27 protein-coding genes and 2 riboswitches are annotated in these 26445 nt (G+C 46.7%); of the genes, 24 read left to right on the plus strand and 3 right to left on the minus strand.

Annotation, left to right across the window (positions count from 1 at the left end):
- Positions 1-3 precede the first annotated feature (3 nt).
- The 3 genes from EV210_RS18560 to EV210_RS18570 all read left to right on the plus strand — a co-directional run bounded on the left by EV210_RS18560 (position 4) and on the right by EV210_RS18570 (position 972).
- Positions 4-390 carry a bactofilin family protein gene (locus EV210_RS18560; protein WP_132082864.1) on the plus strand — a complete coding sequence of 129 codons (387 nt, stop codon included), beginning with the start codon at positions 4-6 and terminating at the stop codon, positions 388-390.
- Positions 391-474: 84 nt separating this feature from the next.
- Positions 475-711, plus strand: a complete 237-nt coding sequence (locus EV210_RS18565; protein WP_165898967.1) for a YkuS family protein — start codon at positions 475-477, stop codon at positions 709-711.
- A gap of 24 nt (positions 712-735) precedes the next feature.
- Entirely contained in the window at positions 736-972 is a 237-nt protein-coding gene (locus EV210_RS18570) for a YkuS family protein (protein ID WP_132082865.1), read from the plus strand.
- A 75-nt stretch (positions 973-1047) separates the two neighbouring features.
- On the opposite strand, the gene yyaC is transcribed toward EV210_RS18570, so the two are convergent.
- Positions 1048-1632, minus strand: a complete 585-nt coding sequence (gene yyaC, locus EV210_RS18575) for a spore protease YyaC (protein ID WP_132082866.1) — start codon at positions 1630-1632, stop codon at positions 1048-1050.
- 647 nt (positions 1633-2279) lie between these two features.
- Here yyaC and EV210_RS18580 point away from each other — a divergent pair.
- The 11 genes from EV210_RS18580 to EV210_RS18630 all read left to right on the plus strand — a co-directional run bounded on the left by EV210_RS18580 (position 2280) and on the right by EV210_RS18630 (position 15666).
- Positions 2280-3386, plus strand: coding sequence for a class II glutamine amidotransferase domain-containing protein (locus tag EV210_RS18580; RefSeq protein ID WP_132082867.1), 1107 nt, complete (start codon positions 2280-2282; stop codon positions 3384-3386).
- The gene (locus EV210_RS18585; protein ID WP_132082868.1) at positions 3374-5008 is read left to right on the plus strand and encodes a glutamate synthase-related protein; all 1635 of its coding nucleotides are present in this window, start codon (positions 3374-3376) and stop codon (positions 5006-5008) included. The genes EV210_RS18580 and EV210_RS18585 overlap by 13 nt, the downstream gene beginning before the upstream one ends.
- Before the next feature lie 13 nt (positions 5009-5021).
- Entirely contained in the window at positions 5022-7346 is a 2325-nt protein-coding gene (locus EV210_RS18590) for an FAD-dependent oxidoreductase (RefSeq protein WP_132082869.1), read from the plus strand.
- A 435-nt stretch (positions 7347-7781) separates the two neighbouring features.
- Entirely contained in the window at positions 7782-8954 is a 1173-nt protein-coding gene (locus EV210_RS18595; RefSeq protein ID WP_243650637.1) for an ABC transporter substrate-binding protein, read from the plus strand.
- A gap of 318 nt (positions 8955-9272) precedes the next feature.
- Complete coding sequence (locus tag EV210_RS18600) at positions 9273-10400, plus strand: ABC transporter substrate-binding protein (protein WP_132082941.1); 1128 nt, start codon at positions 9273-9275, stop codon at positions 10398-10400.
- Positions 10401-10457: 57 nt separating this feature from the next.
- Complete coding sequence (locus tag EV210_RS18605; protein ID WP_132082871.1) at positions 10458-11354, plus strand: branched-chain amino acid ABC transporter permease; 897 nt, start codon at positions 10458-10460, stop codon at positions 11352-11354.
- 9 nt (positions 11355-11363) lie between these two features.
- Positions 11364-12326 (plus strand): branched-chain amino acid ABC transporter permease, encoded by a 963-nt coding sequence (locus tag EV210_RS18610; protein WP_132082872.1) that lies wholly within the window; start codon positions 11364-11366, stop codon positions 12324-12326.
- Positions 12304-13071, plus strand: coding sequence for an ABC transporter ATP-binding protein (locus EV210_RS18615; RefSeq protein WP_132082873.1), 768 nt, complete (start codon positions 12304-12306; stop codon positions 13069-13071). The genes EV210_RS18610 and EV210_RS18615 overlap by 23 nt, the downstream gene beginning before the upstream one ends.
- Complete coding sequence (locus tag EV210_RS18620) at positions 13071-13775, plus strand: ABC transporter ATP-binding protein (RefSeq protein ID WP_132082874.1); 705 nt, start codon at positions 13071-13073, stop codon at positions 13773-13775. The genes EV210_RS18615 and EV210_RS18620 overlap by 1 nt, the downstream gene beginning before the upstream one ends.
- 84 nt (positions 13776-13859) lie before the next feature.
- Positions 13860-14507, plus strand: coding sequence for a CBS and ACT domain-containing protein (locus EV210_RS18625; protein WP_132082875.1), 648 nt, complete (start codon positions 13860-13862; stop codon positions 14505-14507).
- Positions 14508-14551: 44 nt separating this feature from the next.
- Positions 14552-14629: riboswitch (NiCo riboswitch) on the plus strand.
- A gap of 119 nt (positions 14630-14748) precedes the next feature.
- Positions 14749-15666, plus strand: a complete 918-nt coding sequence (locus EV210_RS18630; RefSeq protein ID WP_132082876.1) for a cation diffusion facilitator family transporter — start codon at positions 14749-14751, stop codon at positions 15664-15666.
- A gap of 23 nt (positions 15667-15689) precedes the next feature.
- On the opposite strand, the gene EV210_RS18635 is transcribed toward EV210_RS18630, so the two are convergent.
- Entirely contained in the window at positions 15690-16559 is an 870-nt protein-coding gene (locus EV210_RS18635) for a hypothetical protein (RefSeq protein WP_132082877.1), read from the minus strand.
- Between the two features lie 172 nt (positions 16560-16731).
- Between EV210_RS18635 and selD the strand changes: the two genes are divergently transcribed.
- The 9 genes from selD (at position 16732) to EV210_RS18680 (ending at position 24134) form a co-directional block, all read left to right on the plus strand.
- A complete protein-coding gene (gene selD, locus EV210_RS18640; protein ID WP_132082878.1) occupies positions 16732-17763 on the plus strand; it encodes a selenide, water dikinase SelD in 1032 nt (343 codons plus the stop codon).
- A complete protein-coding gene (gene yedF / locus EV210_RS18645; RefSeq protein ID WP_132082879.1) occupies positions 17753-18349 on the plus strand; it encodes a sulfurtransferase-like selenium metabolism protein YedF in 597 nt (198 codons plus the stop codon). Before selD ends, yedF begins: the two co-directional genes overlap by 11 nt.
- Position 18350: 1 nt before the next feature.
- A complete protein-coding gene (locus EV210_RS18650; RefSeq protein ID WP_165898968.1) occupies positions 18351-18638 on the plus strand; it encodes a putative Se/S carrier protein in 288 nt (95 codons plus the stop codon).
- An 18-nt stretch (positions 18639-18656) separates the two neighbouring features.
- Positions 18657-19478, plus strand: coding sequence for a mechanosensitive ion channel family protein (locus EV210_RS18655; RefSeq protein WP_132082881.1), 822 nt, complete (start codon positions 18657-18659; stop codon positions 19476-19478).
- Between the two features lie 14 nt (positions 19479-19492).
- Positions 19493-19699 (plus strand): DUF951 domain-containing protein, encoded by a 207-nt coding sequence (locus EV210_RS18660; protein ID WP_132082882.1) that lies wholly within the window; start codon positions 19493-19495, stop codon positions 19697-19699.
- Between the two features lie 213 nt (positions 19700-19912).
- Entirely contained in the window at positions 19913-20701 is a 789-nt protein-coding gene (locus EV210_RS18665) for a sugar phosphate isomerase/epimerase family protein (RefSeq protein WP_132082883.1), read from the plus strand.
- 46 nt (positions 20702-20747) lie between these two features.
- A riboswitch (ZMP/ZTP riboswitch) is annotated at positions 20748-20827 on the plus strand.
- 159 nt (positions 20828-20986) lie between these two features.
- Positions 20987-23203: a formate C-acetyltransferase gene (pflB, locus tag EV210_RS18670; RefSeq protein WP_132082884.1), complete on the plus strand. Its 2217-nt coding sequence runs from the start codon at positions 20987-20989 to the stop codon at positions 23201-23203.
- A gap of 21 nt (positions 23204-23224) precedes the next feature.
- Entirely contained in the window at positions 23225-23944 is a 720-nt protein-coding gene (gene pflA / locus EV210_RS18675; protein ID WP_132082885.1) for a pyruvate formate-lyase-activating protein, read from the plus strand.
- Between the two features lie 10 nt (positions 23945-23954).
- Entirely contained in the window at positions 23955-24134 is a 180-nt protein-coding gene (locus EV210_RS18680) for a hypothetical protein (RefSeq protein WP_132082886.1), read from the plus strand.
- A gap of 41 nt (positions 24135-24175) precedes the next feature.
- On the opposite strand, the gene EV210_RS18685 is transcribed toward EV210_RS18680, so the two are convergent.
- Positions 24176-24820, minus strand: a complete 645-nt coding sequence (locus tag EV210_RS18685) for a sensor histidine kinase (RefSeq protein WP_132082887.1) — start codon at positions 24818-24820, stop codon at positions 24176-24178.
- A 392-nt stretch (positions 24821-25212) separates the two neighbouring features.
- Between EV210_RS18685 and ychF the strand changes: the two genes are divergently transcribed.
- Entirely contained in the window at positions 25213-26322 is a 1110-nt protein-coding gene (ychF, locus tag EV210_RS18690) for a redox-regulated ATPase YchF (protein ID WP_132082888.1), read from the plus strand.
- Positions 26323-26445 lie beyond the last annotated feature (123 nt).

Raw genomic sequence — 26445 nt, forward strand, 5'->3', positions numbered from 1 at the left:
TACGTGTTTGGCACAAAAAGAGTTTCCGTTAACTCCGGTGATCATGTAGGGACGCTTATTGGGCAGGGGACGCAGCTGAAAGGCAGTATTACGTCCACCGGCGGGTTGAGAATAGACGGCGAAGTCGAAGGCGACATTATTTCTTCCAATGAAGTCGTTATTGGAGAAACCGGTGTTGTTAAAGCTATGATCAAAGCCAAAAATGCTACTGTTGGCGGAAGTGTCACCGGTAATATGGAAGTCAGCGAAAGACTGGAATTACTTGCTTCAGCTAAATTATTCGGCGATATAAAAGCAGGAACGCTGATTATCGGCGAAGGGGCAATTTTTAAAGGCGCTTGTGAAATGAGGACAGTTGAAGAAAAAAAATCTAAAGAAAACAAAAATTAAGAGCGGAACAAAAACTTAACAGTTATGAAAATTAGCACCGATGTAAACACTACAATGTAGATGAATACAGGAGGTGCTTTTATTATGCGTCTAGTTTCCGTAGAAACTGGTCTCGATGATATCAAAGCACATTTAAACACCTGCGGCTGCGAAGTAATTGATATGGCCGAATGTGTCCGTCCTGTACAGGCAGTCATTTTTTCCGGTATGGCTGCGGCAGCAGCCAAAAGTTACCGGGCTGCCGGAAGCACTGTTCTTGTTAATGCAGCCGGTAAGACTCCGCAGCAAGTGGCTGATGCCCTAAATGAACAGCTGAGTTAACAACTGAAAAAGTGAGGTGCAGTTATGAATGGATTGATTGCAGTTGAAAAGAACCTGGCCCGGTTAGCCGATTTTTTAGAAAATGAAGGATATGAGATCGTTGATCTCGATGAAAGCAGTCTCGAAACAGTGGATGCGGTGGTAGTAAGCGGAGCAGATAATAATCTGATGAATTTTGAGACAGCTTTGACAGATGTGCCGGTAATTGATGCAGCGGGTAAAAGTGCTGCCGATATTTTAGCTGAGCTGCAGAAGTTATAACAGGCAAAAATAGCAAGTGCTTCCGGATCATCCGGAAGCACTTGCTATTTTTAAGAGCATAACGTGAACAGCCGATCAATGGCGATAGGAGCTCAAGCCAAAGGACAAGCCATGGGCAATCGTATCCGCCATTTTAACAACAAGGTTCAGGCGGGTACTTTGCAGTACCATATGTTCCATGAAGCCTCCTACATTGACAATACCGGTGATGTAGGCATCTCCAACGGAGGGCAGCTCTTTGTTGACTGCTGCACCGGGCTTTACCGGCCCGTAGCCTAATGATACGTAACCGACGCTTTCCAGCTTCCCGAGACAAGCATCAATAGCGATAACAAAAGGATTATGATAGTTTAACTGAATGAAGCTGAGTGTAGTAACAAGATTAGTTGCATGAACGGGATCATCAAGAGTTCCGAAAATATGGGGATGCTGGTTAAGTGTTTTTAGCTTGCTGCCAGTCAGCGGTCCCAGAGCATCGCCTGTTGAACGGTCAGTCCCAATACAGAGCACAATAAGCTCTTTGCTTTCGGCAGCAGCCTGCCGCGCAATGTCTCGTACGGAGTTAGCAATATCATACATAGTAGTAGGCTGATGAACACTGAACTTTTGTTCATTTTTTACAGGTGCGCTCTTAGGAAAGTTGAAAATAGTAGTAAGCATAGGCAAAAGCTCCTTGCTGTATTTTATTACCAGTATTAACGAATTTCGCCACTGCTATACAATTTGCAAAAATATGACCGTTAAATCGGGTATTGATAATATTTTTTGGGGCAGTCGTTGTTATTTTACGGACAAAGATATTTTGTATACAGAAAAACAATTCAATACATTGTTAACAGTATGCAGTTCCATTTTTTAGACAGATTATTGCCGCTAGCAGGTGAATTATTTGATATAGTTAACACTTTGACAAAAAAATGTGCAGGTTTAATTTCATTATTTTTTGCATAAATATACATATAGCTATTGCAGACATTTGCATATAATAGCGAGTTTATTGAATTTATCAGAATAAACTTAATAAATAAATGTATATTGACACATTGAATCAACATTCTTATAATGAAATAAGCAGTTACATCTTTACGTGATAATGTTGCGTAAATCTACTGCGTATAAACAAATATCCAGTGGGAGTGTGCCTAGGGTTCCGCGCAAAGGCGGGCTGGACCGAGCGGCACTAGACGTGGCAGCACGTTACACCGTGGGAAGAAAAAGCCCTAGCGGAAAGTCCCGGATTTTGTCCGGTGCTTCCCTTTAGGGCTTTTATTATTTTAAAAATTAAGTAGGCAGGAGAGGTGAGAACTGTGTGCAGGATAGGTGCTATTAAAAGCAAACACTACTTTCATCCGTCGCAGGCCCTAAAGCTGATGATTCCACAGCAAGAGGGACATGACAATTCAGGGTTCGCCATGGTAATTCAAGATTTAGGTGGCGTTTTTGCCGACTATAAGGATAAACCGCTGATGTCACTGGCTTGTACGCAAAAAGGCGCAAATCTGGTAGAAAACTACATGGAAACACGCGGCTTTATTGCTATTTACGAATGGGTACCCAAAATGAATAAAATGCCAGGGCTTGATATACAGGCCATGCCCCATTATATATTTAAGGTATATGACTATCCTGAGTATTTCAAAAAAGCCAGTAAGGAAGATAAAGAAGATTTACTTACTGAGACCCGCTTAGCGGTGCGGGCTTTGCTGGAAAAAGATGATCAGGGATATGTATATTCTTTTTGGCCTGATGTACTAACTTTAAAAGAAATTGGTGATCCCCGTGATATTGCTACCTATTTCCGTCTGTGGGATGATTCGGGGGACATGGTTGCCAAAAATATCGTGGTTCAGTGCCGGCAGAATACGAACTATGATATTGTCCGGTATGCTGCGCACCCATTCTTTATTCAAGGCTATACACTGTGTGCTAACGGCGAAAATACATTTTACACGAAAAATAAAGAATATCAGCGTTCGTTAAATAAAGGGTATATCGGCTTTGAGTCCGACTCGCAGAATTTCCTGTACACGCTGCATTACGTACTTCGAACGTTGAAATGGCCGATTAAGTACTATAAGCACGTAATTACGCCGCTGCCTTTTCATGAAATTGACAGCCGTCCTGACAAAGCTGTGCTGCATTTAATCCGGCAGACATTAGGGCATTTGGAGATTAACGGACCTAACACTATTATTGGCATGCTGCCTGATGGCAGTATGATGACTTGCTGTGACTCCAAGAAATTAAGACCTGTTATTATTGGCGGTGATGGGGATACAATGGCCATCTCCTCGGAAGTATGCGGACTGAATACGATTTTACCCCATCGCAACAGGGAAATGGATATCTACCCAAATGAACGGGAAGTTGTGATGATAACACCGGAAATGGAGGTGCAACGATGGAAACAGTAAAAATACAAGATATAACCTGTAATGACTTACCGTGGAAAATTGAATATCACCCTGAACGCTGTACAATGTGCGGCAGTTGCGTTGCGGCCTGTACATTTCAAGCTATTGAAGCGGCAATGGAAAGACGTTCTATTACTGTTTCTACGGGGCATCAGCCGGAACCATCGCAGCGTCATACGGCAAGTCCGGTTATTAAGCAGAAAAAATCACTGGCGAACGCCTGTGTTGGGTGCGGTATGTGTGAGAAAGTGTGCCCCAATCAGGCAATTAAGCCGGTAAGAAACCCGGACTCCCGCTTCAACTTGCTGGCCCGCAGCGGCGGATCGCCCATCAAGCGAGGCGGAAGAACCAATGTTATGGCTGACAGGGTGTTGGATAAAATCATCGTGGGGCGCATTTCGCAAATGACTGACCCATCTCTGGACGCCGAGCGACACAGCTTTGATATTCTGGCGCCATTCGGGCGGGTGCTGCTGCCGAAGGAACTGCCGCTCAGCGTTAAAGACGGCAATCTGGAGATTAATGCCAAGACCCCGCCGATAAGCTGGATCTATCCGCTGATTTTCAGTGATATGTCGGTGGGCGCGTTGTCAACACGGGCCTGGGAAGCGGTATCACTGGCTACCGCTTATTTAAATGAAAAACATAATCTGCCTGTCCGGATGTCCTCCGGTGAAGGTGGTATGCCTGTTAAATTATTAAAATCAAAGTATTTGAAGTACACCATTATCCAGATCGCATCAGGCCATTTTGGCTGGAATCGGATAATCAAGGCTATGCCCCATATGGTTACCGATCCGGCGGGTATTTTGATCAAGATCGGCCAGGGGGCTAAACCAGGAGACGGCGGCTTGCTGCCGGCGGCGAAGGTGGCCGAACATATTCAGGCTATCAGGGGTGTTCCAAAAGCAGATCTCTTGTCGCCGCCTAATCACCAGGGGCTGTATTCTATTGAAGAGTCGGTGCAAAAAATGCACATGTCGCTCAATGCGGCGTTTAAATTCCGCGTACCGGTAGCGATTAAATGTGCGGCCTCAGCGACATCTGTTTCTGTTTATAATAATCTGCTGCGTGACCCTTATTATATCTGCGGCGGTTTCTTTATTGACGGTATTCAGGGGGGAACTGGTGCGGCAAACGAGGTTTCGCTTGATCATACCGGGCATCCGGTAGTATCAAAAACCCGTGAATGTTATTTGGCTGCTGTTAAACAGGGCCGTCAGGGGCAGATTCCCTTATGGGCAGGCGGCGGGGTAGGCTTAACCGGCAATGCCGCAGCTGATGCGTTTAAGCTGATTTGTTTAGGGGCAAACGGCGTATTTATCGGAAAAATTCTTGCTCAGTTAATGGGCTGTATAGCCAATGAGCAAGGACGCTGCAACGCATGCAATACCGGCCTTTGTCCAACGGGAATCTGCACGCAGGACCCGCGTCTGGTCAAGCGTTTGGATATTGACAAAGCTGCACAGAGTATCGTGGAATATACACTGGCCTTTGACCAGGAACTGCGCAAATTAATGGCTCCTATTGGCAATAGCTCCCTGCCGGTAGGACGTTCGGATGCTTTAGTCAGTATTGATAAAGCTGTCGCTGATAAGCTGGCCATTCAATATTCTTGTTAGGAGGGAAGCGTTTATGTTTAAAATCAACACAACAAATGGTAATGACCGCATGTCAACGCAGGATCTCCTGCAGGCAATTAATGTAGCTCTGGCTGCAGGCGAGACGGAGTATTATATAGAAGCTTCCGGACAGCATGATATTGGCGGGCCGCTATGGCATCCGGAAGGGAAACCCCTCCGCTTCCATGTGACGAATCCGGGACAGCGCGTAGGTTCTATGTGTCTGGCAGGCACGGAGATCATCGTGGAAGGCTCTGCTTCGGCCGATGTTGGCTGGCTGAACGCAGGTGGAAAAATCATTGTACGCGGTGACGGGGGAGATACAACAGGGCATTGTGCCGCGTCCGGTAAAATTTATGTTGGCGGCCGTGCCGGCACCCGGACGGGTTCTCTAATGAAACATGATCCCAGTGACACTCCGCCGGAAATGTGGATACTGAAAAACTGTGGCAGCTTTTCTTTTGAATTTATGTCAGGCGGAATCGTTGTCGTTTGCGGCTATGACAGTGAGCAGTTTGAATCGGTGCTGGGTGACCGTTCGTGCATGGGGATGGTTGGCGGCAAGCTTTATGTTCGCGGAACGATGAAGGGTTTGTCGGCTAAAGACGTAAAAGTTGAAGCATTGACGGCAGCTGATATTGAATACCTTACCAATAATATGGATGATTTTCTGACCTGCATTGAACGGACTGATTTAAAGCAAGAGTTGACTAATTGGCAGGAATGGCAGAAAGTTACGGCGCTGTCTTATGATGAGCGCCCCAAAAAGGCACATACCGATATAAAAGCCTTTCGTACTAATCAATGGGTGGACGGCGGCATATTCAGCGATGTTTGTAATGATGACTATGCTATTGTGGGCTTAGTCACTACCGGACTGTACCGGCAGCGTATTCCACTATGGGAAAACGCCCGGTATAATGCCCCATGCCAGTTTAACTGCACTGCTTCGATTCCGTCGCAGCTCCGGTTTAACCTGCTGAGGGAGGGCAAGGTAGAGGAAGCGTACAAATTGGTGCTCGATTACACTCCCTTTCCCGGATCTGTTTGTGGTGCCGTATGCCCTAATCCCTGTATGGAAGGGTGTTCCCGCACCGATATCGACGTATCGGCCCAAATCAGCGCATTAGGCAATTATTCTATTGGCGTTGATATTCCTGCACCAGCCAACACAACGGGTAAAATGGTTGCCGTTATCGGCGGCGGCGTAGCCGGGTTGACAGCTGCCTGGCAGCTAAGAAGGCAAGGGCATGATGTCACCGTTTATGATGCCGGAAAAACAATGGGCGGAAAGCTGGAACAGGCAATACCACGCAGCCGGCTGGCCCACGATACACTACTCAGTGAATTAAAACGGATAGAAGATATTGGGATACGTTTTAAAAATAACGTACAGGTTGATAAGGAGAAGTTTGCTGCTATTTCGCGGGACTATGATGCGGTTATTGTTGCTACAGGTGCCCATATTCCCCGTGTATTCCCCTGGCCGGGGCAAGAACGGATTGTAAAAGGCCTTGATTTCCTGAAAGCAATTAATCGTGGTGAAAAGCCGGCTGTTGGCAGAAGAGTAATTGTAATCGGCTGTGGTAATTCCGGTATGGATGCGGCTGTAGGGGCTTATCAAATGGGGGCTGAGCAGGTCATTTGTATTGATGTGCAAAAACCGGCGGCATTTGAGAAGGAAATTGAACATGTTGAAGCTTTAGGCGGGCAGTTAATGTGGCCGGTAGCAACCAAAGAAGTCACGGCAGAAGGGATTATGACAACCACCGGTGAGCTTATACCGGGCGATACGGTCATCATAACGGTCGGTGAAAGTCCTGATCTGACGTTTCTGCCTGAGGGAATGCCAATAGAACGGGGCTGCCTGAAGCCAGATAATCAATACCGTATTGCTGATAAAATCTTTACGGCAGGTGACACTATCCGGCCAGGCAGGCTGGTTGATGCTATTGGTGCCGGACGGGAAGCCGCCTTGTCGGTAGACGCCTATCTGGCAGGCAGTCAATTTGTTGCAGCAGCTAAAACCGTCATACCGCAAGGCAAATTAAGCACGGCCTACTTTAAGAAGTGCGATGCTGCTGATGTACCGGCTGCCAATGAGGATTATCTGCGCTGCATTAGCTGCGGGACCTGCCGTGACTGTCACATGTGTCAAAAATCCTGCCCGGAAAATGCGATCAGCAGGATTGCCAAAGATGGAGCGTTCGAATATGTATCGGATGAGAAAAAATGCATAGGCTGCGGAATTTGTGCCGGGATATGCCCATGTGGTATTTGGACAATGAGCAATAATGCCCAGCCGATCAATATGTATAAAACTGAAAAAGCACATTAAAAATACACCGGGTACTTGCAAAAAGTACCCGGTGTATTAATTTTATAGACCAGATGAAAAATTTTGAAACATATGTACACAGTGGACAAACATTGTATATATTTATGCTGCAAACTTTACAAAAATTCTATTGACACGCTGCAAAGTGTCCTCGTATAATGTGTATATAAACACAAGTATCCCTGAGTGGTGAACCAAAGAGTGATAAGCAGTGTAAACTTTACTGATCTTTGGAGACTGGTTAGGTGTTGTGACTGCAAGTACCGAGGGTTTACAAGACCCCGGCGGAAGAAGCCCTGGTGCAAGGGTCTGCTGGGGATTTTCTATTTTAGAGCCCGGTACAGTGAAGGGGGGAGGTAATAGAAGCAGTCGGAGAAGCAGTAAGTTCGGGAATTATATTTTATTGCTAAACAGGGTAGAGGGGGACTTGTAATGATAAAAAGGAAATGGTGGTCTTTAACCAGTCTGGCCGTTGGCGTTACCATGATCGCCGGGCTGGTGGCCGGGTGCGGCGGCTCGCCATCGGCAACTGAGTCCAAAGATATTAAAATAGGCGGAAATTTTGAGTTAACAGGCGGCGTGGCTACCTTTGGCCAATCGGCAGCCAATGGGATTAAGCTGGCCTTTAAAGAAATCAATGCAGCTGGTGGCGTTCTCGGCAAGCAGCTGGTATTTGTAGCTGCAGATAACAAATCGGAGCCATCTGAATCAACAAATGCAACCACGAAATTAATTACGCAAGATAAAGTCGTTGCCATACTGGGGGCTGTTGCCAGCACTAATACACTGGCAGCAGTACAAGTTGCCTCGGATAACAAAATTCCGCTGATTACTCCTACCTCGACTAACCCGAAGGTTACTGTCGACAATGGCAAAGTCCGGGATTGGGTATTCCGCTCCTGCTTTATTGATCCTTTCCAAGGAACTGTTATGGCTTCCTTTGCAAGCAAAAGCCTCAAGGCCAAAACGGCAGCTATCCTGACAGATAACAGCTCTGACTACTCCAAGGGGCTGACACAGGTCTTTGAAGAGAGCTTTGCAAAAGCTGGTGGTAAAGTAGTATCAAAAGAAGCTTTCCTGCAAAAGGATCAGGATTTCAAAGCAACATTAACGAAGATAAAAGCCGCTAATCCTGATGTAATCTTTATACCGGCTTATTATGAAGAAGTCGGCCGTATTGTTAAGCAGGCCCGTGAGCTGGGAATTACTACTCCGCTGATCGGCACTGATGGCTGGGATTCACCGAAGCTGGTTGAAATAGCCGGTGCACAGCCTCTGGAAAACACCTATTTCAGTAATCACTACTCCCCTGAAGATAAAGATCCCAAAGTTGTTAAGTTTGTAGAGTCTTATAAGAAAGAGTATGGCCAAACGCCTGATGCCCTTGCCGCTCTTGGTTACGATGCAGCGCTCATGGTGGCTGACGCCATCAAACGCGCTGGTGCAGCTGACCCGGCTAAAATTAAAGATGCTCTTGCTCAAACTAAAAATCTTCAACTCGTCAGTGGTATTATCACTCTTGATGCTGACCACAATCCCATTAAGAGCGCTGCTATCATTGAAATGAAAGATGGCAAACAGGTATTTAAGGAAAAAGTAAATCCCTAGGCAATGAAGCCTAAATAATGTACACAAGAGGGATAATGCGCAAGCGGTATCCCTCTTGTGGATTTTATTCTATGACAAAACCTCTCGGGTGTACACTGTACGAGGACACGAACTGTTCATGTCTCCCCCATAAACATTGACAGGTACTAAAAGTCCATCTATAATATACACCATGACTATGCGATACAGCAGAGTGAAATTTCTCAGGCGTGGACAGTACTGAGGAAGAATATTCTGCCAAATCAGCAAGTACCGGGAGGAAGAATAATGAAACTAAAACAATGGAAAAAAGTTGCCGGTTTTGTGGTAGCATCAGTGATGGCTACAGCCATGCTGACAGGCTGCGGCGGTTCCCAGCAAGGCGGCTCAGACACTATCCGTTTGGGAGCGAATCTTGAAATGACAGGCGGAAATGCCACGTTCGGCGGATCTGCGGCAAATGGTGCCAAACTTGCAATCAAAGAAGTGAATAGCAAGGGCGGAGTTTTGGGCAAGCAGCTGTCATTGGTTATTGCTGATAACCGCAGTGAGGCTTCTGAATCGGCTAATGCTATGCAGAAATTGGCAACACAAGACAAAGTCAGTGCAATTATTGCCCCAATAGCATCATCCAGCGTTATCGCAGGTGCACAGGTAAACCAGGACAATAAGATACTGGCTATCAGCCCAACTGCTTCTAATCCGAAGGTAACAGTAGATCCGGCAACCGGAAAAGTACGGGATTTTATCTTCCGTGCTGCGTTTATTGATCCTTTCCAAGGTTCGGTAATGGCCAGCTTTGCATCTAAGTCTTTGCAGGCAAAAACGGCGGCAATCTACATTGATAATTCCAGCGACTACGCAAAAGGGCTTGGCCAGTTTTTCAAAGAAACTTTTGTTAAAAATGGCGGCGTTATCGTCAGCGAAGAAGGCTATTTGCAAAAAGACACTGATTTCAAAGCTACATTAACGAAAATGAAGGCCAAAAACCCTGATGTAGTTTTTGTACCAGGCTATTATCAAGAAGTTGGTATGATTATTAAACAGGCCCGTGATTTAGGTTTGACGGTACCGTTCCTGGGAGGAGACGGCTGGGATTCGGCTAAATTGCCTGAGATTGCCGGTGCCCAGGCGTTGAATAATAGTTTTTTCAGCAATCACTACTCGCCTGATGACAATAGTGCAGCTGTAAAGAACTTTGTTGAGGCTTATAAAAAAGAATATGGCCAAACACCGGACGCTTTTGCTGCACTTAGCTATGATGCGACAATGATGATCATTGAGGCAATGAAACGGGCTAATTCGGCTGATCCGGTGAAAGTGAAAGATGAATTGGCTAAAACCAAAGACTATGCTGCAGTTTCCGGTCAAATCTCGTTGAATGCCACTCATGACGCCGTTAAGAGTGCTGTTATTGTCGAAATGAAAGACGGTAAACAGACATTCCGCGAAAAAGTAAATCCATAAACGCTGATTTCCGGCTGCATACAATTATTTTATTACTTTGAAGAGGAGGGATCTCCCATGGACTTTGCATCATTCGGTTCGCAGCTTGTGCAACAATTGGTCAACGGTGTGTCTCTCGGCAGTATTTATGCGCTGATTGCCCTTGGTTACACCATGGTATATGGTATTATCCGGTTGATAAATTTTGCACATGGTGATATTTATATGTTAGGCGCCTATGTCGGTTTTTATGCCACCACCATGGGAAAGTTACCCTTCTTTCCAGCACTGATTATTGCTATGGTTGTCGCAGCCATCGTAGGTGTTGTTATTGAACGGCTGGCATATCGCCCGCTTCGCAATCACCCCAAAATTGCTGTTTTAATAACGGCAATAGGTGTATCCTTATTATTGGAATATGGCGGCATGCTGCTCGTATCGCCGCAGCCCCGCACGTTCCCACCTGTTTTTGGTAATGAAATTTATAATGTTGCCGGAATTATTGTCAATCTCCAGCAAATTGTAATTCTTGCTATTTCCGTTGCCTTAATGGTTATCTTGACGTATGTTGTCAACCATACGAAAGTCGGCAAGGCAATGCGGGCTGTTTCCTTTGATACCGATGCGGCAAGGCTGATGGGTATTAATGTAGACCGCATCATTTCCTTTACGTTTGCCATTGGCTCCGGCTTGGCAGCTGCCGCTGGGGTACTGGTTGGCATCTACTACAATTCCATTGATCCGTTAATGGGCATTATGCCGGGATTAAAAGCGTTCGTTGCTGCCGTTCTGGGCGGTATCGGCATTATACCGGGTGCAATGCTGGGCGGAGTGCTGCTGGGAGTAGTTGAATCGTTGGTCAGCGGCTTTATTTCTTCTACTTTCCGTGATGCAGCAGCTTTTGGCATATTAATTATCATTCTGCTCTTTAAACCTTCGGGCTTGCTGGGCAAGAATGTGCGCGAGAAAGTGTAGGTGACGAACATGAACGGAATACTAAAAAAAGATCTGCTAGTGTTTGGCGCCTGTCTGGTTTTGTATGCGATTGTGCAAGGCTTAATTGAAACTGATATTATTGGACCTTTCTGGGTGCTTAATATCATTCTTATCTGTATCAATATCATACTGGTTACCAGTCTGAACTTGATTAATGGATTCACCGGACAGTTCTCGATCGGTCATGCGGGTTTTATGGCAGTTGGTGCTTATCTAGCGGCCGTATGTACCGTTAAATTACAGCTGCCGTTTATTGTTGCCATTTTGGCAGGAGCTGCGGCAGCCGGCATTTTAGGCTTTCTGATTGGTTTGCCGACACTTCGTCTGAGCGGCGACTATCTGGCGATTGCAACACTGGGTTTAGGTGAAATTATCCGGATTACGATCTTGAATATCCCCTATGTAGGCGGTGCGTCCGGACTGATGGGAATTCCCCGTTATACTAACTTTACCTGGGTGTTTTTTGCTACCGTTCTTACTGTCTTTTTCATTAAGAATCTGATTAATTCCACTCACGGCCGGGCTTGCATTTCTATTCGGGAGAATGAAATCGCCGCTGAGGCCATGGGGATTGATACCACTCGTTACAAGGTACTTGCCTTTACGATCGGAGCTGCTTTTGCCGGTGTTGCCGGTGCATTGTTCTCCCATTACTTCTATATTGCTCATCCTGCCTCTTTTACTTTTATGAAGTCGTTCGATATCCTGACAATGGTAGTATTGGGCGGCCTGGGCAGTCTGACTGGCTCGATAACTGCATCGATTTTGCTTACTTTTGTGTCGGCAGCGCTGGCCAGTTATCCCGAATGGCGTATGGTAATTTATTCACTCCTGCTGATTATACTCATGCTGTACCGGCCACAAGGCTTGTTCGGTAATAAAGAATTAAGCCTTAAGATGTTCGGCAGGCTGATGGGAGGTAGCAAAAATGGCTCTGCTAACAGCAACTAAACTATCCAAAGTATTCGGCGGGCTGCGAGCGGTGTCGAATTTTACCATCGATATCAATCAAGGTGAGTTAATTGGCCTGATTGGTCCCAACGGTGCCGGTAAAACAACAGCCTTTAACCTGCTCACGGGAGTGTATGAGCCAACTGACGGCCAAATTGATTTTGACGGCAAAAGCCTAATTGGGCTTAAACCGTATCAAATTACCCAGAGGGGAATAGCCCGGACTTTTCAAAATATCCGCCTGTTTTCCAATCTGACTGTTTTGGACAATGTTAAAATTGCGTATCATTTTCACGTGAAATACGGCCTCGTAGAGTCGGTTATGCGCTTTGGACGCTACTTCCGGGAAGAAGAAGAATTGGAGCAAAAAGCAATCCGTTTCTTGGAAATCTTCCAGCTGGATCACAAAAAGGATGAGATTGCCCGCAATCTGCCCTATGGTGAACAGCGGCGCCTGGAAATAGCCCGTGCTTTGGCCGCTCAGCCCCAGCTGCTGCTGCTGGATGAACCTGCTGCCGGTATGAATCCGCAGGAAACCCAGCAATTAATGGAGATGATCCGCTGGATTCGTAAAGAATTTAACCTAACCATTCTTTTGATCGAACATGATATGAGCCTGGTTATGGGCGTCTGCGAGCGTATCTATGTGCTTGAGTATGGCAGCATAATCGCTCATGGTACACCAAACGAAATTAAAAATAATCCGAGAGTCATCGAGGCCTACCTCGGCGAGGAGGTACACTGATGCTGACAATTAAAGATATTAATGTATACTACGGTGCTATTCATGCGTTAAAAGGCATCAGCGTAGACGTAAAAGAAGGGCAGATTGTCACTCTTATTGGAGCTAATGGTGCCGGGAAAAGTACTACTCTTAGGACTATTTCGGGATTGCTGCGGCCCAAGAGCGGCGAAATAGTATTCGAAGGTAAGAATATCGCGGCTATGCCTGCGCAGGATATTGTTAAGCAGGGCCTTTCACAAGTACCGGAAGGCCGGCGTGTTTTTGCTAACATGACAGTATTGGAGAATCTGGAATTAGGAGCGTATACGCGTTCTGATTCTGCCGGTATAGCGGAAGATATGGACGTCGTATTTAAACGCTTTCCCCGCCTGTATGAGCGGAAGGCTCAGCTGGCAGGCACATTGTCCGGTGGTGAGCAGCAAATGCTGGCGATGGGGCGTGCTTTAATGAGCAGGCCGCGCCTTCTGTTATTAGATGAGCCATCCATGGGCCTGGCACCTCTCTTGGTAAAAGAAATTTTTTCTATTATTAAAGAGATCAATCAGACAGGAACAACCATCCTGCTGGTCGAACAGAATGCACATATGGCATTATCCATTGCCAACTATGCTTATGTACTGGAAACCGGTCGTATCACCATAGAGGGGCCGGCGGCTGAACTTTCGCAAAGTGAGGAAATCCGCAAGGCATATCTGGGTGGTTAATCGGGGCTGTCGTAAGCGTCCCCTTGTTATTGCAAAAAACGCCCTTGAGTATGAGCGAAGCAATCTTAAAGGAGGAGACTTACCATGTTTGTCAGCAATCGAATGACGGCTAACCCTTTTACACTCTCCGCCAACGCCACGGTAGCGGATGCTTCGGAAGTTATGCGGACACATAAATTCCGCAGACTGCCAATAGTAGAAAACGGGAAATTGGTGGGAATTGTTACTGATCGCGATTTGCGGGAAGTATCACCTTCACCAGCTACCACGCTGTCGATTTTTGAGTTGAATTATTTATTGGCAAAAATGATGGTTAAGGACATTATGAAAAAAGATGTATTAACCATCCAGGCTAATTCGACTATCGAAGAAGCTGCTTTACTCATGTATAAGAACAAAATCGGCGGGTTGGTAGTAGTAGATGAACAGGCGGCAGTAATTGGTGTTATTACGGAAACGGATATTTTTAAAACATTTGTCGATGTAATGGGCATTACCCAGGGAAAAACGACCCGTATTACTATTGATGTATCCGATAAAGTCGGCATTTTGTGCGATATAACAGGCATTTTTAAAGAGTTGGGAATGAATATCAGCAGTTTAGTCAGCTATCCGCTGACTGATGAATCCTACGAACTGGTGATTCGTGCCCAAGTAGATAACAGCGAACTACTGGTAGAGCGCCTGTCTGCCGCCGGATATCCGGTACGACACATAACCCAGATTATCTAGGCACCGCTGTATTTAATTTTACACATTTTCGCTGTTGTGGTAATATAATAGAACAGGATCAGGCAGCCGTACTATTTCGGTGTAGCCGGGCTGATTGCAGCAGGAAAACCTGCGGGACCTTTTTAGGGACCGCAGGTTTATTTACGTCTGTCAGGCCCAAACTTTCGGATTGCTTGCCCGGTACAGCGGTTATACTGATACTGTGGGAAAGCTGTTCGAGTATTTACAGGAGGGTTTCTGTTTGGAATCATATAATCAGTTGAAAAAAAATACAGCACGCCTATCGGTTATCTCCAATTCCCTGCTGGTCATTTTAAAGTTAGTGGTAGGCTTATTAACCGGTGCGGTAAGTATTGTATCGGAAGCTGCGCATTCGGCAGTGGATCTGATTGCAGCGATAATTGCCTTTTACGCCGTAAAAAAATCCAGTAAGCCGCCCGATGATGACCATGCTTACGGACATGGAAAATATGAAAATTTGTCTGCAGCTATCGAGGCATTCCTGATTATTTTAGCTGCATTGTGGATTGTTTATGAAGCAGTCGTCAAGCTGCAGTCGCCGCAGGCGCCGGAAATGCTGGAATACGGTATTGCCGTTATGCTTATCTCAATCGGTGTCAATTATTGGGTGTCGGGGAAACTTTTGGCTGTAGCTCATGAAACGGAATCGCATGCACTCGAAGCGGATGCATTGCATTTACGGGCTGATATCTGGACTTCGGTGGGAGTATTGGCAGGGCTGAGTATTATGAAAGTAACCGGATTGAACTGGCTTGACCCGGTAATTGCCATTGCTGTTTCCATTATTGTTTTCAAAGCGGGTTATGAAATGACCCGCAAAAGCCTGTATGAATTGACAGATGTCAGCTTGCCCGAGGAAGAAGAGAATATCATAAAAGAAATTTTGGATAGTCACCCTGAGGTTATTAATTTCCATCAGCTGCGGACTCGGCGCTCCGGCAGCCGGCGCCTGATTGACGTTCATTTGGTGTTGAACAAAAACATGCATCTTAATCAGGCCCATGCTATCTGTGATCAATTGGAAGCGATTATAACGGTTGAATTAGGAAACTGTGATGTCGTGATTCATATTGAGCCTTGTGATTATCATGAAGATTTTGGCTATTGCCCAATCGACGGCAGTGAAACAAATAAATAAGCATGAGCAGCCTATGCTCATGCTTATTTATTTTTCTTATCCCGGTTACTTTTCCTTGGTTGGCCATAAGGATCATCAATATTCTTGAGCCGGACACGGCTGGGACGAGGCATGTGAGTTTCGGTTTTTAATTCATTTAAAACAGCTTCATTTTCTTCCGAGGCTTTAGCAGCAATAGCCGCAGCAATTGCTGCAGTGGAAGGCTGCACCGTTTCACCGTTTTGTGCTGTCACTTCGTTAGGCAGCGGATTCGATAAAAAGCCAGGCTGTGTAAGATTGCTGATAATTTTGGTTTCTACTACCTCGGCGATATCGTTGTCTACAGGCAGGGCGGTTTGATCTTCGTCGTCTGAGGATGGCGGTGTGGAGGCCGGAGGGGTAGGCGTGACAGGCGGTTTTGGACAGACAACCGGCCTGTCAGGCAGGCAGTAGTGGTCACCGCATAAATTGTCCTGCAAGCGCCTCAGCGCAGCCAGACCAACAACTTCTTCCGCCGTACGGCAGGGAATATCCTGACCATCCAGGCAGGTGACAAGATAACGTACTAAATCAACAGGACCGCAGGTTACCCGAAGCAGCTCGGAACTAAAGACGATTTTGCAGCACAGCAGCTCCAGCAAAACATCCAGCAGCATACCGGCATTATCATAACGGCGCACTGCCCGCTCAAATACATCCGGACAAACGTTGGGAGTGCGGTTAATTTCCTCTGCCGCGCCTACAAGTAACCGGTATGAGCTAACCAGACTGTTGAAGTTGGGAAGTACGGCATTAACATCGGAAAGTATTAAATCAATGATTGCCAGCGGTGCGAGGTCTGTAGTTGTAGTGGATGACGTAGTGGTAGTCGTATCGGATGTAACGGTCTGAGAGGTAGTAGTGCTGATAGGCATGTCAAACACCTCGCTTGTTTGCTACGCTATTATATGCACAGCTGCCGGTTTTGGCGATGATAAAAAGTAGGATTTAGAAAAGGATTTTTCCCTGTAAAAGTATAAATTAAAGGATAGCAAGGCAATAACTAGTACAACAAAACCAGCGATGCTGTTTGTGAGGAGGTAGACCATGGATATCAAATTGACTCAGTATGCGGCAAATGGCGGCTGCGCCTGCAAAATCGGCCCTAATGCATTATCCCGGGTGCTGCAGGAACTGGAGCCTCCCCGAGATCCCCGGTTACTTGTCGGTATAGACACATCGGATGATGCCGGTGTATACAAGCTGAATGAGACAACGGCACTTATACAGACACTGGATTTCTTTAGCCCTGTTGTGGACGATCCTTACTTGTTCGGGCAAATCGCGGCGGCAAACAGCCTGAGTGATGTATACGCTATGGGCGGCAAACCGCTGACTGCAATGAATATTGTTGCTTTTCCTCTTACTACCCTTGACGGAAGTATCCTGCTCGCTATTTTAAAAGGCGGACTTGCTAAAGTAACCGAGGCAGGCGCTATTATTGTCGGCGGGCACAGCATCTATGATAAAGAGCCGAAATATGGGCTAAGTGTTACCGGAACTGTGCATCCTGATGCTGTTTTGACAAATGCAGCAGCAGTTCCCGGGGATATTTTGATTTTAACGAAGGCTTTGGGGACAGGCATCCTGTCTACTGCAGCCAGGGCAGGAATGTTTGCAACCGGCGTGGAAGCAGCAAAGCAAAGTATGATTACCCTGAATAAAAAAGCCGCTGAATGCATGGAACGATTTCAGGTTCATGCTTGCACCGATGTGACCGGCTTTGGCCTTTTGGGTCATTTGTATGAGATGGCTTCAGGTAGTGGTACACAGGTGGAAATTAACAGCTCAGCCCTGCCGCTGCTGCCGGAGGTACTGGAGGCAGCTGATATGGGACTTGTGCCGGCAGGTGCTTACAGCAACCGTGACTATCTAAAATCAGTCAGCTTTGCTGCTTCTGTACCGGAAAAAATGCGGGATGTTTGCTTTGATCCGCAGACATCGGGCGGTTTGCTGATGAGTATTCCGGAAAAGCAGGCTGCCCAATTATTAGCGGCGCTGCATGTTGCCGGTGTCACAACAGCAGCGATAATTGGTAAAATGACAGCAGCAGGAAGGGGAGAGATTCATGTCTATTAATGTGGATGCCCGGGGGATGCTTTGTCCCCAGCCGGTTATTGTAACTAAGAAAGCTTTGGACAACATAACGGAAGGCGTAATCACGACGATTGTCGATAACAGCGTCAGTAAGGAAAACGTCGTTAAATTTGCGAAAGCGAATTTATGTGAAGTCGCTGTTGCCGAAAAGAGCGGACATTTTTATATCACCATTACGAAAGGGGCACCGAACGGCCTTGCGCTGCCAGTGCAAACCCTGGTGGAAGAATCGGGCGGGACGCATGTTTTTCTTATTACACAAAATACCTTTGGACATGGCAGCAGTGAATTAGGAACGGTTTTAATCAAATCCTTCTTCTTTACCATGGTGGAAAAAGAGCCGCTGCCAAAGACGGTGCTGTTTGCCAATAGCGGCGTCAAGCTAACCGTTGAGGGCTCTCCTGTGCTTGATCATTTGCAGGCTCTTGCTGCGCGGGGAGTCGAAATTCTTTCCTGCGGTACCTGCCTGGATTACTATCAGTTAAAAGAGCAGCTTGCAGTGGGCGGTATCACTAATATGTATACGATTATGGATGAGATTACCACCCATAAAGCGGTTACCTTGTAAGATGTTCGTTATTTATCCGTATTATGACCGGCTGGTATCGTTTTCCTCTGTTCATCATGGGATGAGAGCAGAAAAACTCCTTGCTGAGGCCGGTATACCATCCGTAGCAGCACCGACCCCGCGGGAAGTGGATATCAGCTGCGGACAATGTCTGCTTTTTGCAGCTGAGAATGAGCGAGCGGTAATCACGCGGCTAACAGAGGGGCAGGTCTGCTGGTCAAAGCTTTTTATCCGCGACGGAGAGAAGAAAAGCTATCGGCTGATTCGCGTTTACAATAAGGAAGAGTAACAGTTATGGAGGGTAACAGTGGGATTAACAGAGTTTTTAACTCCTGAGTTCTGGTTTCATATCGCCGGTAAAGGTGTGCGTATTTTGGTTATTATTACCGCAGCGGTTATTGTACAGCGTATCTTGGGCGCTGTGGTAGAGCGGTTTTTCTTTGTTGGCGGCGGTATTACCGCTCTGCATTTTGAAGAAAAAAGGGCCAGGACGCTGACCGAGCTGTTAAAGACATTAATTCGCTATGTACTTTATTTTATCGCGCTCGTACTGGTATTATCAGAATTTCAGGTTGATACTACGTCACTAATTGCCGGTGCCGGTGTGGTCGGTTTGGCATTAGGTGTCGGTGCACAAAGCTTAATTAAAGATTTCATTACCGGTTTTTTTATCATTTTGGAAGATCAATATGCCATGGGGGATTATATCGTCAGCGGTGATCAGGCGGGCACAGTCGAAGAAATTGGCTTTCGTGTTACTAAGCTTCGCGATGGCAAAGGCGTACTGCATATTATTCCCAACGGCAGCATCGTAAAAGTAAGCAATCATACGCGCGGGCCTATGCAGGCTGTTGTCGACATTCCTGTCGCTCAGGAGGCGGATATTGATCAAGTGCTAAAGCTGCTGGAGCAAGCCTGCAGTGAAGTGAAAGAGATGCTGGAAGTGGTAGAAGGGCCTAAGGTCCTTGGAATTGTAGAACTGCGGGCTGCGGAAGTTGTTGTCCGGCTTACTGCTAAAACAATTCCCTTAGAGCAGTCTAAGGTTGAAACGGCGCTCAGATATAAAATTAAACGCTTGTTTGCAGAAGCGCATATTCCGATTCCGGCAACGGCATCAGTTCGATTATAAGGAGGTTACTGCATATGGTTATCCGCTATCAAGTCGGCGATATTGTAAAAATGAAGAAACCTCATCCCTGCGGCTCCGACCGCTGGGAGATCATGCGTACCGGAATTGACTTTGGACTCAAGTGTCTGGGATGTGGACGCCGGGTAATGGTTCCCAGGCCCAAATTTGAGAAGGGTGTCAAAATGATTCTGGAAAGTAAGGAAGCCAGCAGGAGTAATTGACAACAGACACAAGGGACACCCTCGTCTTTACCGGGGTGTCCCTTTCTTTGGCAATGCAGAGGAATTAAACCGCCTCTGTCGAAATATTCATATATCTATAGAGATGTTGGCCTGAGTGGAATTGTCAATAAGCTCAGGAATTCTTAGTACGATAAAATGTGAAAAAAATCACGAATCCAAGAAGCAGTCAAGAATATTAACTTGAGGTGAAGTATGAAGCTAATTATTAGCGCGATTACCTGGGAGTCCCTGCTGCAGACGGGAATGAAGCAGGGGGAGCTTATCCCGCTGGCTAAGCAACTGGGCTGCCAGGGGGTGGAGTTCCGTCAGTACTGGCAGGATCTTGAGGCCGAGGTTCCTCTTATTCGCTCGATGCTTGAGGCAGAGCGAATGGTTTGTACTTACGCCTGTAATGAAGGACTGCTGGCTGCTACCCGGGAAGCGACCGAAGCGTCGCTGGAAGTGATTACCGGCCATATCGATGTTGCCTGCGGTCTGGGCGCAAAAGTACTGCGCATTAATATTGCCGCCGGTGTGTTTGATGAAGCGTTTATTACCACTTCCTGGTGGCAAGATGCCGTAAGAAAAGTTATGGCTGCCGCTGCTGCCAAAAATATGCTGATTGCTGCTGAAAATGGTCCCGATCAGTATAAAAGCAAAATACAACTGGTGCGGCATGTCCTGAAGACGGTAAATTCGCCCTGGTTAAAGCTTACTTATGATACGGGGAACTGGCTTTATGCCGGGGAAGTACCGGAAGATGCTTTGAGCGCACTGGAGGAGCAAATCGGGTATGTTCATTTAAAGGATATCATCGACAAGCCCGATGGCAGCCGTGGGCATAGCTATTTGGGCACCGGACTGGTGGATGTGCGCGGTTTGGCCAGCAAAATAACAGCCCGCGGCTATCAGGGCTTATTGGCGCTTGAGTTTCCCGGTGGCGAAGATCCGGTATTTCGCGTTAAACATAGCATGCAATATTTGGCCCAAGAGCAGTCTTGACTTATTCGGGGAGATGCTTTTATAATAAGAAAAGAACAATTGAATGCAACCGGTACAGGACTGGCGGATCAGTGGAATAACCACGTGGACTGTACACGGTATAAGCCGACCGCCTGGGCAAAGCTAATTACTTTACCCAGGCGGTTTTTTATTTGTAAAAAGACTTATACATAATAATGATAATCAAAATCATTATTATGTATTTTACTTATAGCTGCCGCCTGCGTAATATAAAAATAAGAGCTCCTTAATTGCAGTTACTTTTACATTCGGGAGGTAGAACAAATGACTTTTCACACAGGTGAGTGGGCAGAATCAATAAACGTGCGGGATTTTATCCAACGCAATTACAACAGCTATACAGGTGATGCTTCTTTTTTAGTGCAAGCTACCCCGCGTACCAGTGACCTCTGGAAAAAGTGCTCCGAACTGCTGGCAGCAGAGCGGCAGGCAGGAGGCGTATTGGATATTGATACATCGCGGGTATCAACGATTACGGCTCATCAGGCAGGCTATATTGATAGCGAGCTGGAGGTAATCGTCGGACTGCAGACCGATGCTCCGCTTAAGCGCAGCGTTATTGTTAACGGTGGAATCCGGATGGCAGAGCAGGCTTGCGAGGCATATGGCTTTAAGCTCGAGCCGTCCATCAGCAATATTTATCATCATCACCGCACCACGCATAATGCCGCAGTATTTCATGCGTATACGGAAGAAATGAAACAGGCCCGGCGGGTGGGGATCATTACCGGATTGCCTGATGCATATGGCCGGGGCAGAATAATTGGCGATTATCGTCGTGTTGCTTTATATGGAATTGACCGGTTGATTGCAGCTAAGCTCGATGATTTGAAGCACCTGGGAGAAAGCGGTGTGACAGAAGAGATTATCCGCTTACGGGAGGAAGTAGCGCAGCAAATTACTGCGCTGCAGGATATGGCAGCCATGGCCCGGCAGTATGGCTATGATATAACGGTACCGGCTAAAAATGCACGGGAAGCTGTTCAGTGGGTCTATTTCGGGTACCTGGCAGGCTTAAAAGAACAAAATGGAGCAGCCATGTCATTAGGCAGGGTTTCCACTTTTCTGGATATCTATATTGAACATGATTTAGCGGCTGGCGTCATTAATGAAGCTGAAGCGCAGGAACTGATCGATCAGCTGGTGATTAAGCTGCGTTTGGCACGCCATCTGCGTACACCGGACTATAACGAACTGTTTGCCGGAGATCCTTTATGGGTTACGGAAGCAATTGGCGGAATGGGGACAGATGGACGGACGCTGGTGACACGAACCTCGTTTCGAATCTTAAACACGCTCTACAACCTGGGCCCGGCACCGGAACCGAACATGACGATTCTCTGGTCACCGCAGTTGCCGGAAGGCTTTAAGCAGTTCTGCGCCCGGGTTTCAATTGATACCAGTGCCATTCAATATGAAAATGATGAGGTAATGCGTCCACTGTATGGCGATGATTATTCCATTGCCTGCTGCGTATCGGCTATGAAGACCGGCGAGCAGATGCAATTTTTTGGCGCCCGGGCCAATTTGGCGAAAGCGTTGTTGTATGCAATTAACGGCGGCAGGGATGAAATAACCGGTGAGCAGGTAGCACCTGTAATGCCGCTGCCGGCAGGCGAATTCCTCCCTTATGATGAGGTGCGGCAAAATTATAGCACAGTCATGAAATGGCTGGCCGGATTGTATGTAAACACACTAAATTTAATTCATTTTATGCATGATAAATATGCTTATGAACGGGCCCAAATGGCACTGCACAATACCGAGGTGGGAAGGCTGATGGCCCTAGGAATTGCTGGATTATCCGTTGCTGCCGACTCGTTAAGTGCTATTCAAACGGGAAAAGTCAAAGTAGTACGGGACCAGCGCGGCATTGCCACCGGTTTTTCAGTGCAAAGTGATTTTCCTTGCTTTGGCAATGATGATGACCAGGTAGATACGCTAGCAGCAGCAATTTGTTCCGAGTTTTCCGCCAATATCAAACAGCATGAGACTTATCGCGATGCAGAGACCACGTTATCGGTTCTAACGATTACGTCGAATGTCATGTACGGGAAAAAGACGGGGGCAACGCCGGATGGACGGTTAAAAGGAGAGGCATTTGCTCCTGGTGCCAATCCCATGCATGGCCGGGATAAAAAAGGCGCTCTGGCTGCGTTTAACTCCATTACCAAGCTGCCTTATAATGACTGCCGTGATGGTATCTCGTATACGTTTTCCATTGTACCCCGCACACTGGGTAAAAGCCAAGATGGACAGGCTGCCAACCTGGTTGCCTTACTGGACGGACATTCCTTGCAGGGCGGTCACCAGGTCAATGTAAATGTCCTGGATCAATCTGTTTTAGAGGATGCGATGGCTCATCCCGAAAAATACCCTCAATTGACGATACGCGTCTCGGGCTATGCCGTTAACTTTATCAAGCTATCGCCTGAACATCAGCGGGAAGTTATCAGCCGCACGTTTTATCAAGCAATGTAAAGAAAGGGGGCCTAACCCCGCATGCAGGCATATTACCATTCAACTGAAACCTTTGGCACCGTAGACGGCCGGGGTATCCGTTATGTTCTCTTTTTAACCGGTTGTGCACTGGCCTGCAAGTTTTGCCACAACCGGGATACCTGGCCATGTACGGGAGAAACCATAACCGATGATCAAGTACTAGCCCATTACAACCGGTACCGGAATTACTATAAAGCGGCGAACGGAGGTATTACCGTCAGCGGTGGTGAACCGCTGCTGCAGGCCGATTTTGTTGCCAGGCTGTTTCACCGCTGCCGTCTGGAGGGTATTCATACCACGCTGGATACGGCAGGCTATGCCCCGCAGGAAAGCCTGGCAAAGGTTCTGGCCTTTACGGATGCGGTATTATTTGGTCTGAAAGCCATTGATGATACCGTTCATCAGCAGTTAACAGGTGCTTCTAACCGGACAATACTGGACAATTTGCGCTGGCTGGCCGGTAAGACGGTAGTTACCGTGCGCTATATTATTATACCAGGCGTGAACGACAGTAAAGAGGAGCTTTCTGAGCTGGCTTTATTCCTGCAGACACTGACGGTTATCCCCCCGGTTGAGCTTTTGCCTTATCATACTGCAGGACAGTATAAATGGCAGCAAATGGGGCATGCCTATCCTTTAGAGGGAATTCGGGATGCTGGTGTCGAAGATATGAACCAGGCCCGGCTGGCTTTACAGCAGAAGGGGATTGTTGTTTTGTAGGAGGCATGGCATGAAGCTGCAAATGATCGTTGGGATAATGACATTGTTGACAGGAATAGCGCTGATCCTTATTGGTACTGATTTTGGTAAAATAATAAATGTTACTGTCGGCGTAATTGCCGGAGCGGTCTTTGTTTTGCTGGGGATCAACAGGCTGAAGCAAGCCTGGCTCACCCGGGATGAAGAATAAAAAAGCATCTGCTGTAAGCCTAACGGCCAGCAGATGCTTTTTTACATCAATGGAAGCACAAGGGTAATCGTAGTTCCTACGTCTTTGCGGGATTGAACATACATCGTACCGTCATGACCCTCAACAATGTTCAGGCAGATGGGCAGTCCTAGACCGTTTCCCGCTTTTTTCGTCGTATAAAAAGGCGTAAAAATGTGTTCTCTTTCTCCATCGGTGATACCCGCACCGGAATCAGATATTCGAATGAGGATGGAATGGTTTTGATAATGTGTGGTTATACCTAATATACCGCCCTGTTCCGTTGCGTCCATTGCGTTTTGCAGCAGGTCGCCAAGCGCCTGCGACAATTCTTCAGGTGCCACATTGGTAACGGGAATGGCATCATCAAGCATGAAATACAACAGTATTCCCCGCTCGGAGCTTTGAGCGGAGAACTGTTCCCATAAACCGGTAATAATTCGATTAATGCAGTCAGGCTGCTTGATGATGGCGCGTTTTCGGTCCAACGCCAGCAGACGGGTAATCACTTGATTGATTTGTTTTAGACTTTCATTTACTTCATTATAATAAACGGTGTTGGCTGGAGACATTCCTTTTTTCATTAGTTGCAGATAACCAGTGGCCACTGTCAGTGGATTGCGTATTTCATGGGAGACAACAGAGGCGAAGCGGCCAAGCGCTTCCATATGATTTCTGTAAGCGGAATTGTCTTTTGAACGGTGCTTAAGATCCACAGTAGAGTTGAAAAAAGAAGCACTTATAAAACTAAATTTTCCACGCTTAATGGCGAGTATCTTCGAAAATTTGTAGCGTTTGGGGGCTTTCCAAATCGGTGATACTAGACGGATAGCTCCTTGTGGCTTTGGGAAGCTTGTCCTAGCGGGTAACACGAAATCAACCCCTTTTTAGTTGTATAGGTAAAGCCTTCGACTAAATTCAGAAAATTCCTCTTACCAGTTTCAGCCATATTGTAAATTTGTAATACTGTGTTTTGGCTGCAACTACCCAAATGTAATGAAAACAGGTATAATGTCATTGCACTGTTATATACGATTATACTTGAAAGGTGGAAAATAAATTGAGTACAAATCTGGAAGTAGGTATAGTTGGACTGCCGAATGTTGGCAAAAGCACCTTATTTAACGCCATAACCAAGGCCGGCGCGGAGGCAGCAAATTATCCTTTCTGCACAATTGAGCCCAATGTTGGAGTTGTCGATGTGCCTGATGAGCGGCTGTGGAAACTGACGGAAATGTATAAGCCAAAGAGCAGAACTATTCCGGCTGCTATGCGGTTTGTCGATATTGCCGGTTTGGTGAAGGGCGCTTCAAAAGGAGAAGGGCTGGGAAATAAATTTCTGTCCCATATCCGGCAGGTTGATGCTGTGGCTCAGGTTGTACGGTGTTTTGAAGATGAAAATATTACCCATGTTGAGGGTGGACTTGATCCGCTTAGAGATATTGAGATTATAAATACGGAATTATGCCTAGCTGATCTGGAAGCAGTGGACAAGCGCATTGAACGGGGACAAAAGCTGCTGAAGGGCGGCGACAAAAAAATTCAGGCTGAATTAGCAGTGCTGGCCCAGGTCCGGGAGGCACTGGAGGAAGTGAATCCAGCCCGGCGCATTGGTCTGAGTGATGACGAAGCAGCATTAGTAAAGGATCTCAATCTGCTGACGATGAAGCCTGTTTTGTTTGTGGCCAATGTAAGTGAAGAGGAAGTTGCAGATTTTGAGGGCAATCCTTATGTACAGGCTGTTAAAGCATATGCCGCCAAAGAAAAGGCTGAGGTTATCGCCGTTTCTGCGAAGCTGGAATCGGAGATTGCCGAATTAGCAGATGATGAAGCGAAAGCATTTTTAGCAGACCTGGGCTTAAGTGAATCCGGTCTGGATAAATTGATTAAAGCCGGCTATACGCTGCTGGGATTGATCAACTTTTTTACAGCCGGTGAGCAGGAAGTAAGAGCCTGGACAATTACCCGGGGAACAAAAGCTCCCCAGGCAGCCGGCAAAATACATACTGATATTGAGCGCGGCTTTATTCGCGCCGAGATTGTCGCTTTCGAAGATCTTATGAACTCCGGCAGCCATAATGCAGCCCGTGAAAAAGGTCTCGTACGCTTAGAAGGCAAAGAGTATGTGATGAAGGATGGAGACGTAACGTATTTCCGCTTCAACGTTTAGTCTGGGGCGGCCGCCGATAAGCCACCATCTGCGTTGCACCCGCAAGGGGTAAGCCGAAGTTCTACGGTACTAAAGAACTAAGAACTTCGCATTTGGGGGAAAAGAGGCGAGCTTGCCGTACCG

Source organism: Anaerospora hongkongensis (assembly GCF_004339805.1).
Classification (GTDB): Bacteria; Bacillota; Negativicutes; order Sporomusales; family DSM-15969; genus Anaerospora; species Anaerospora hongkongensis.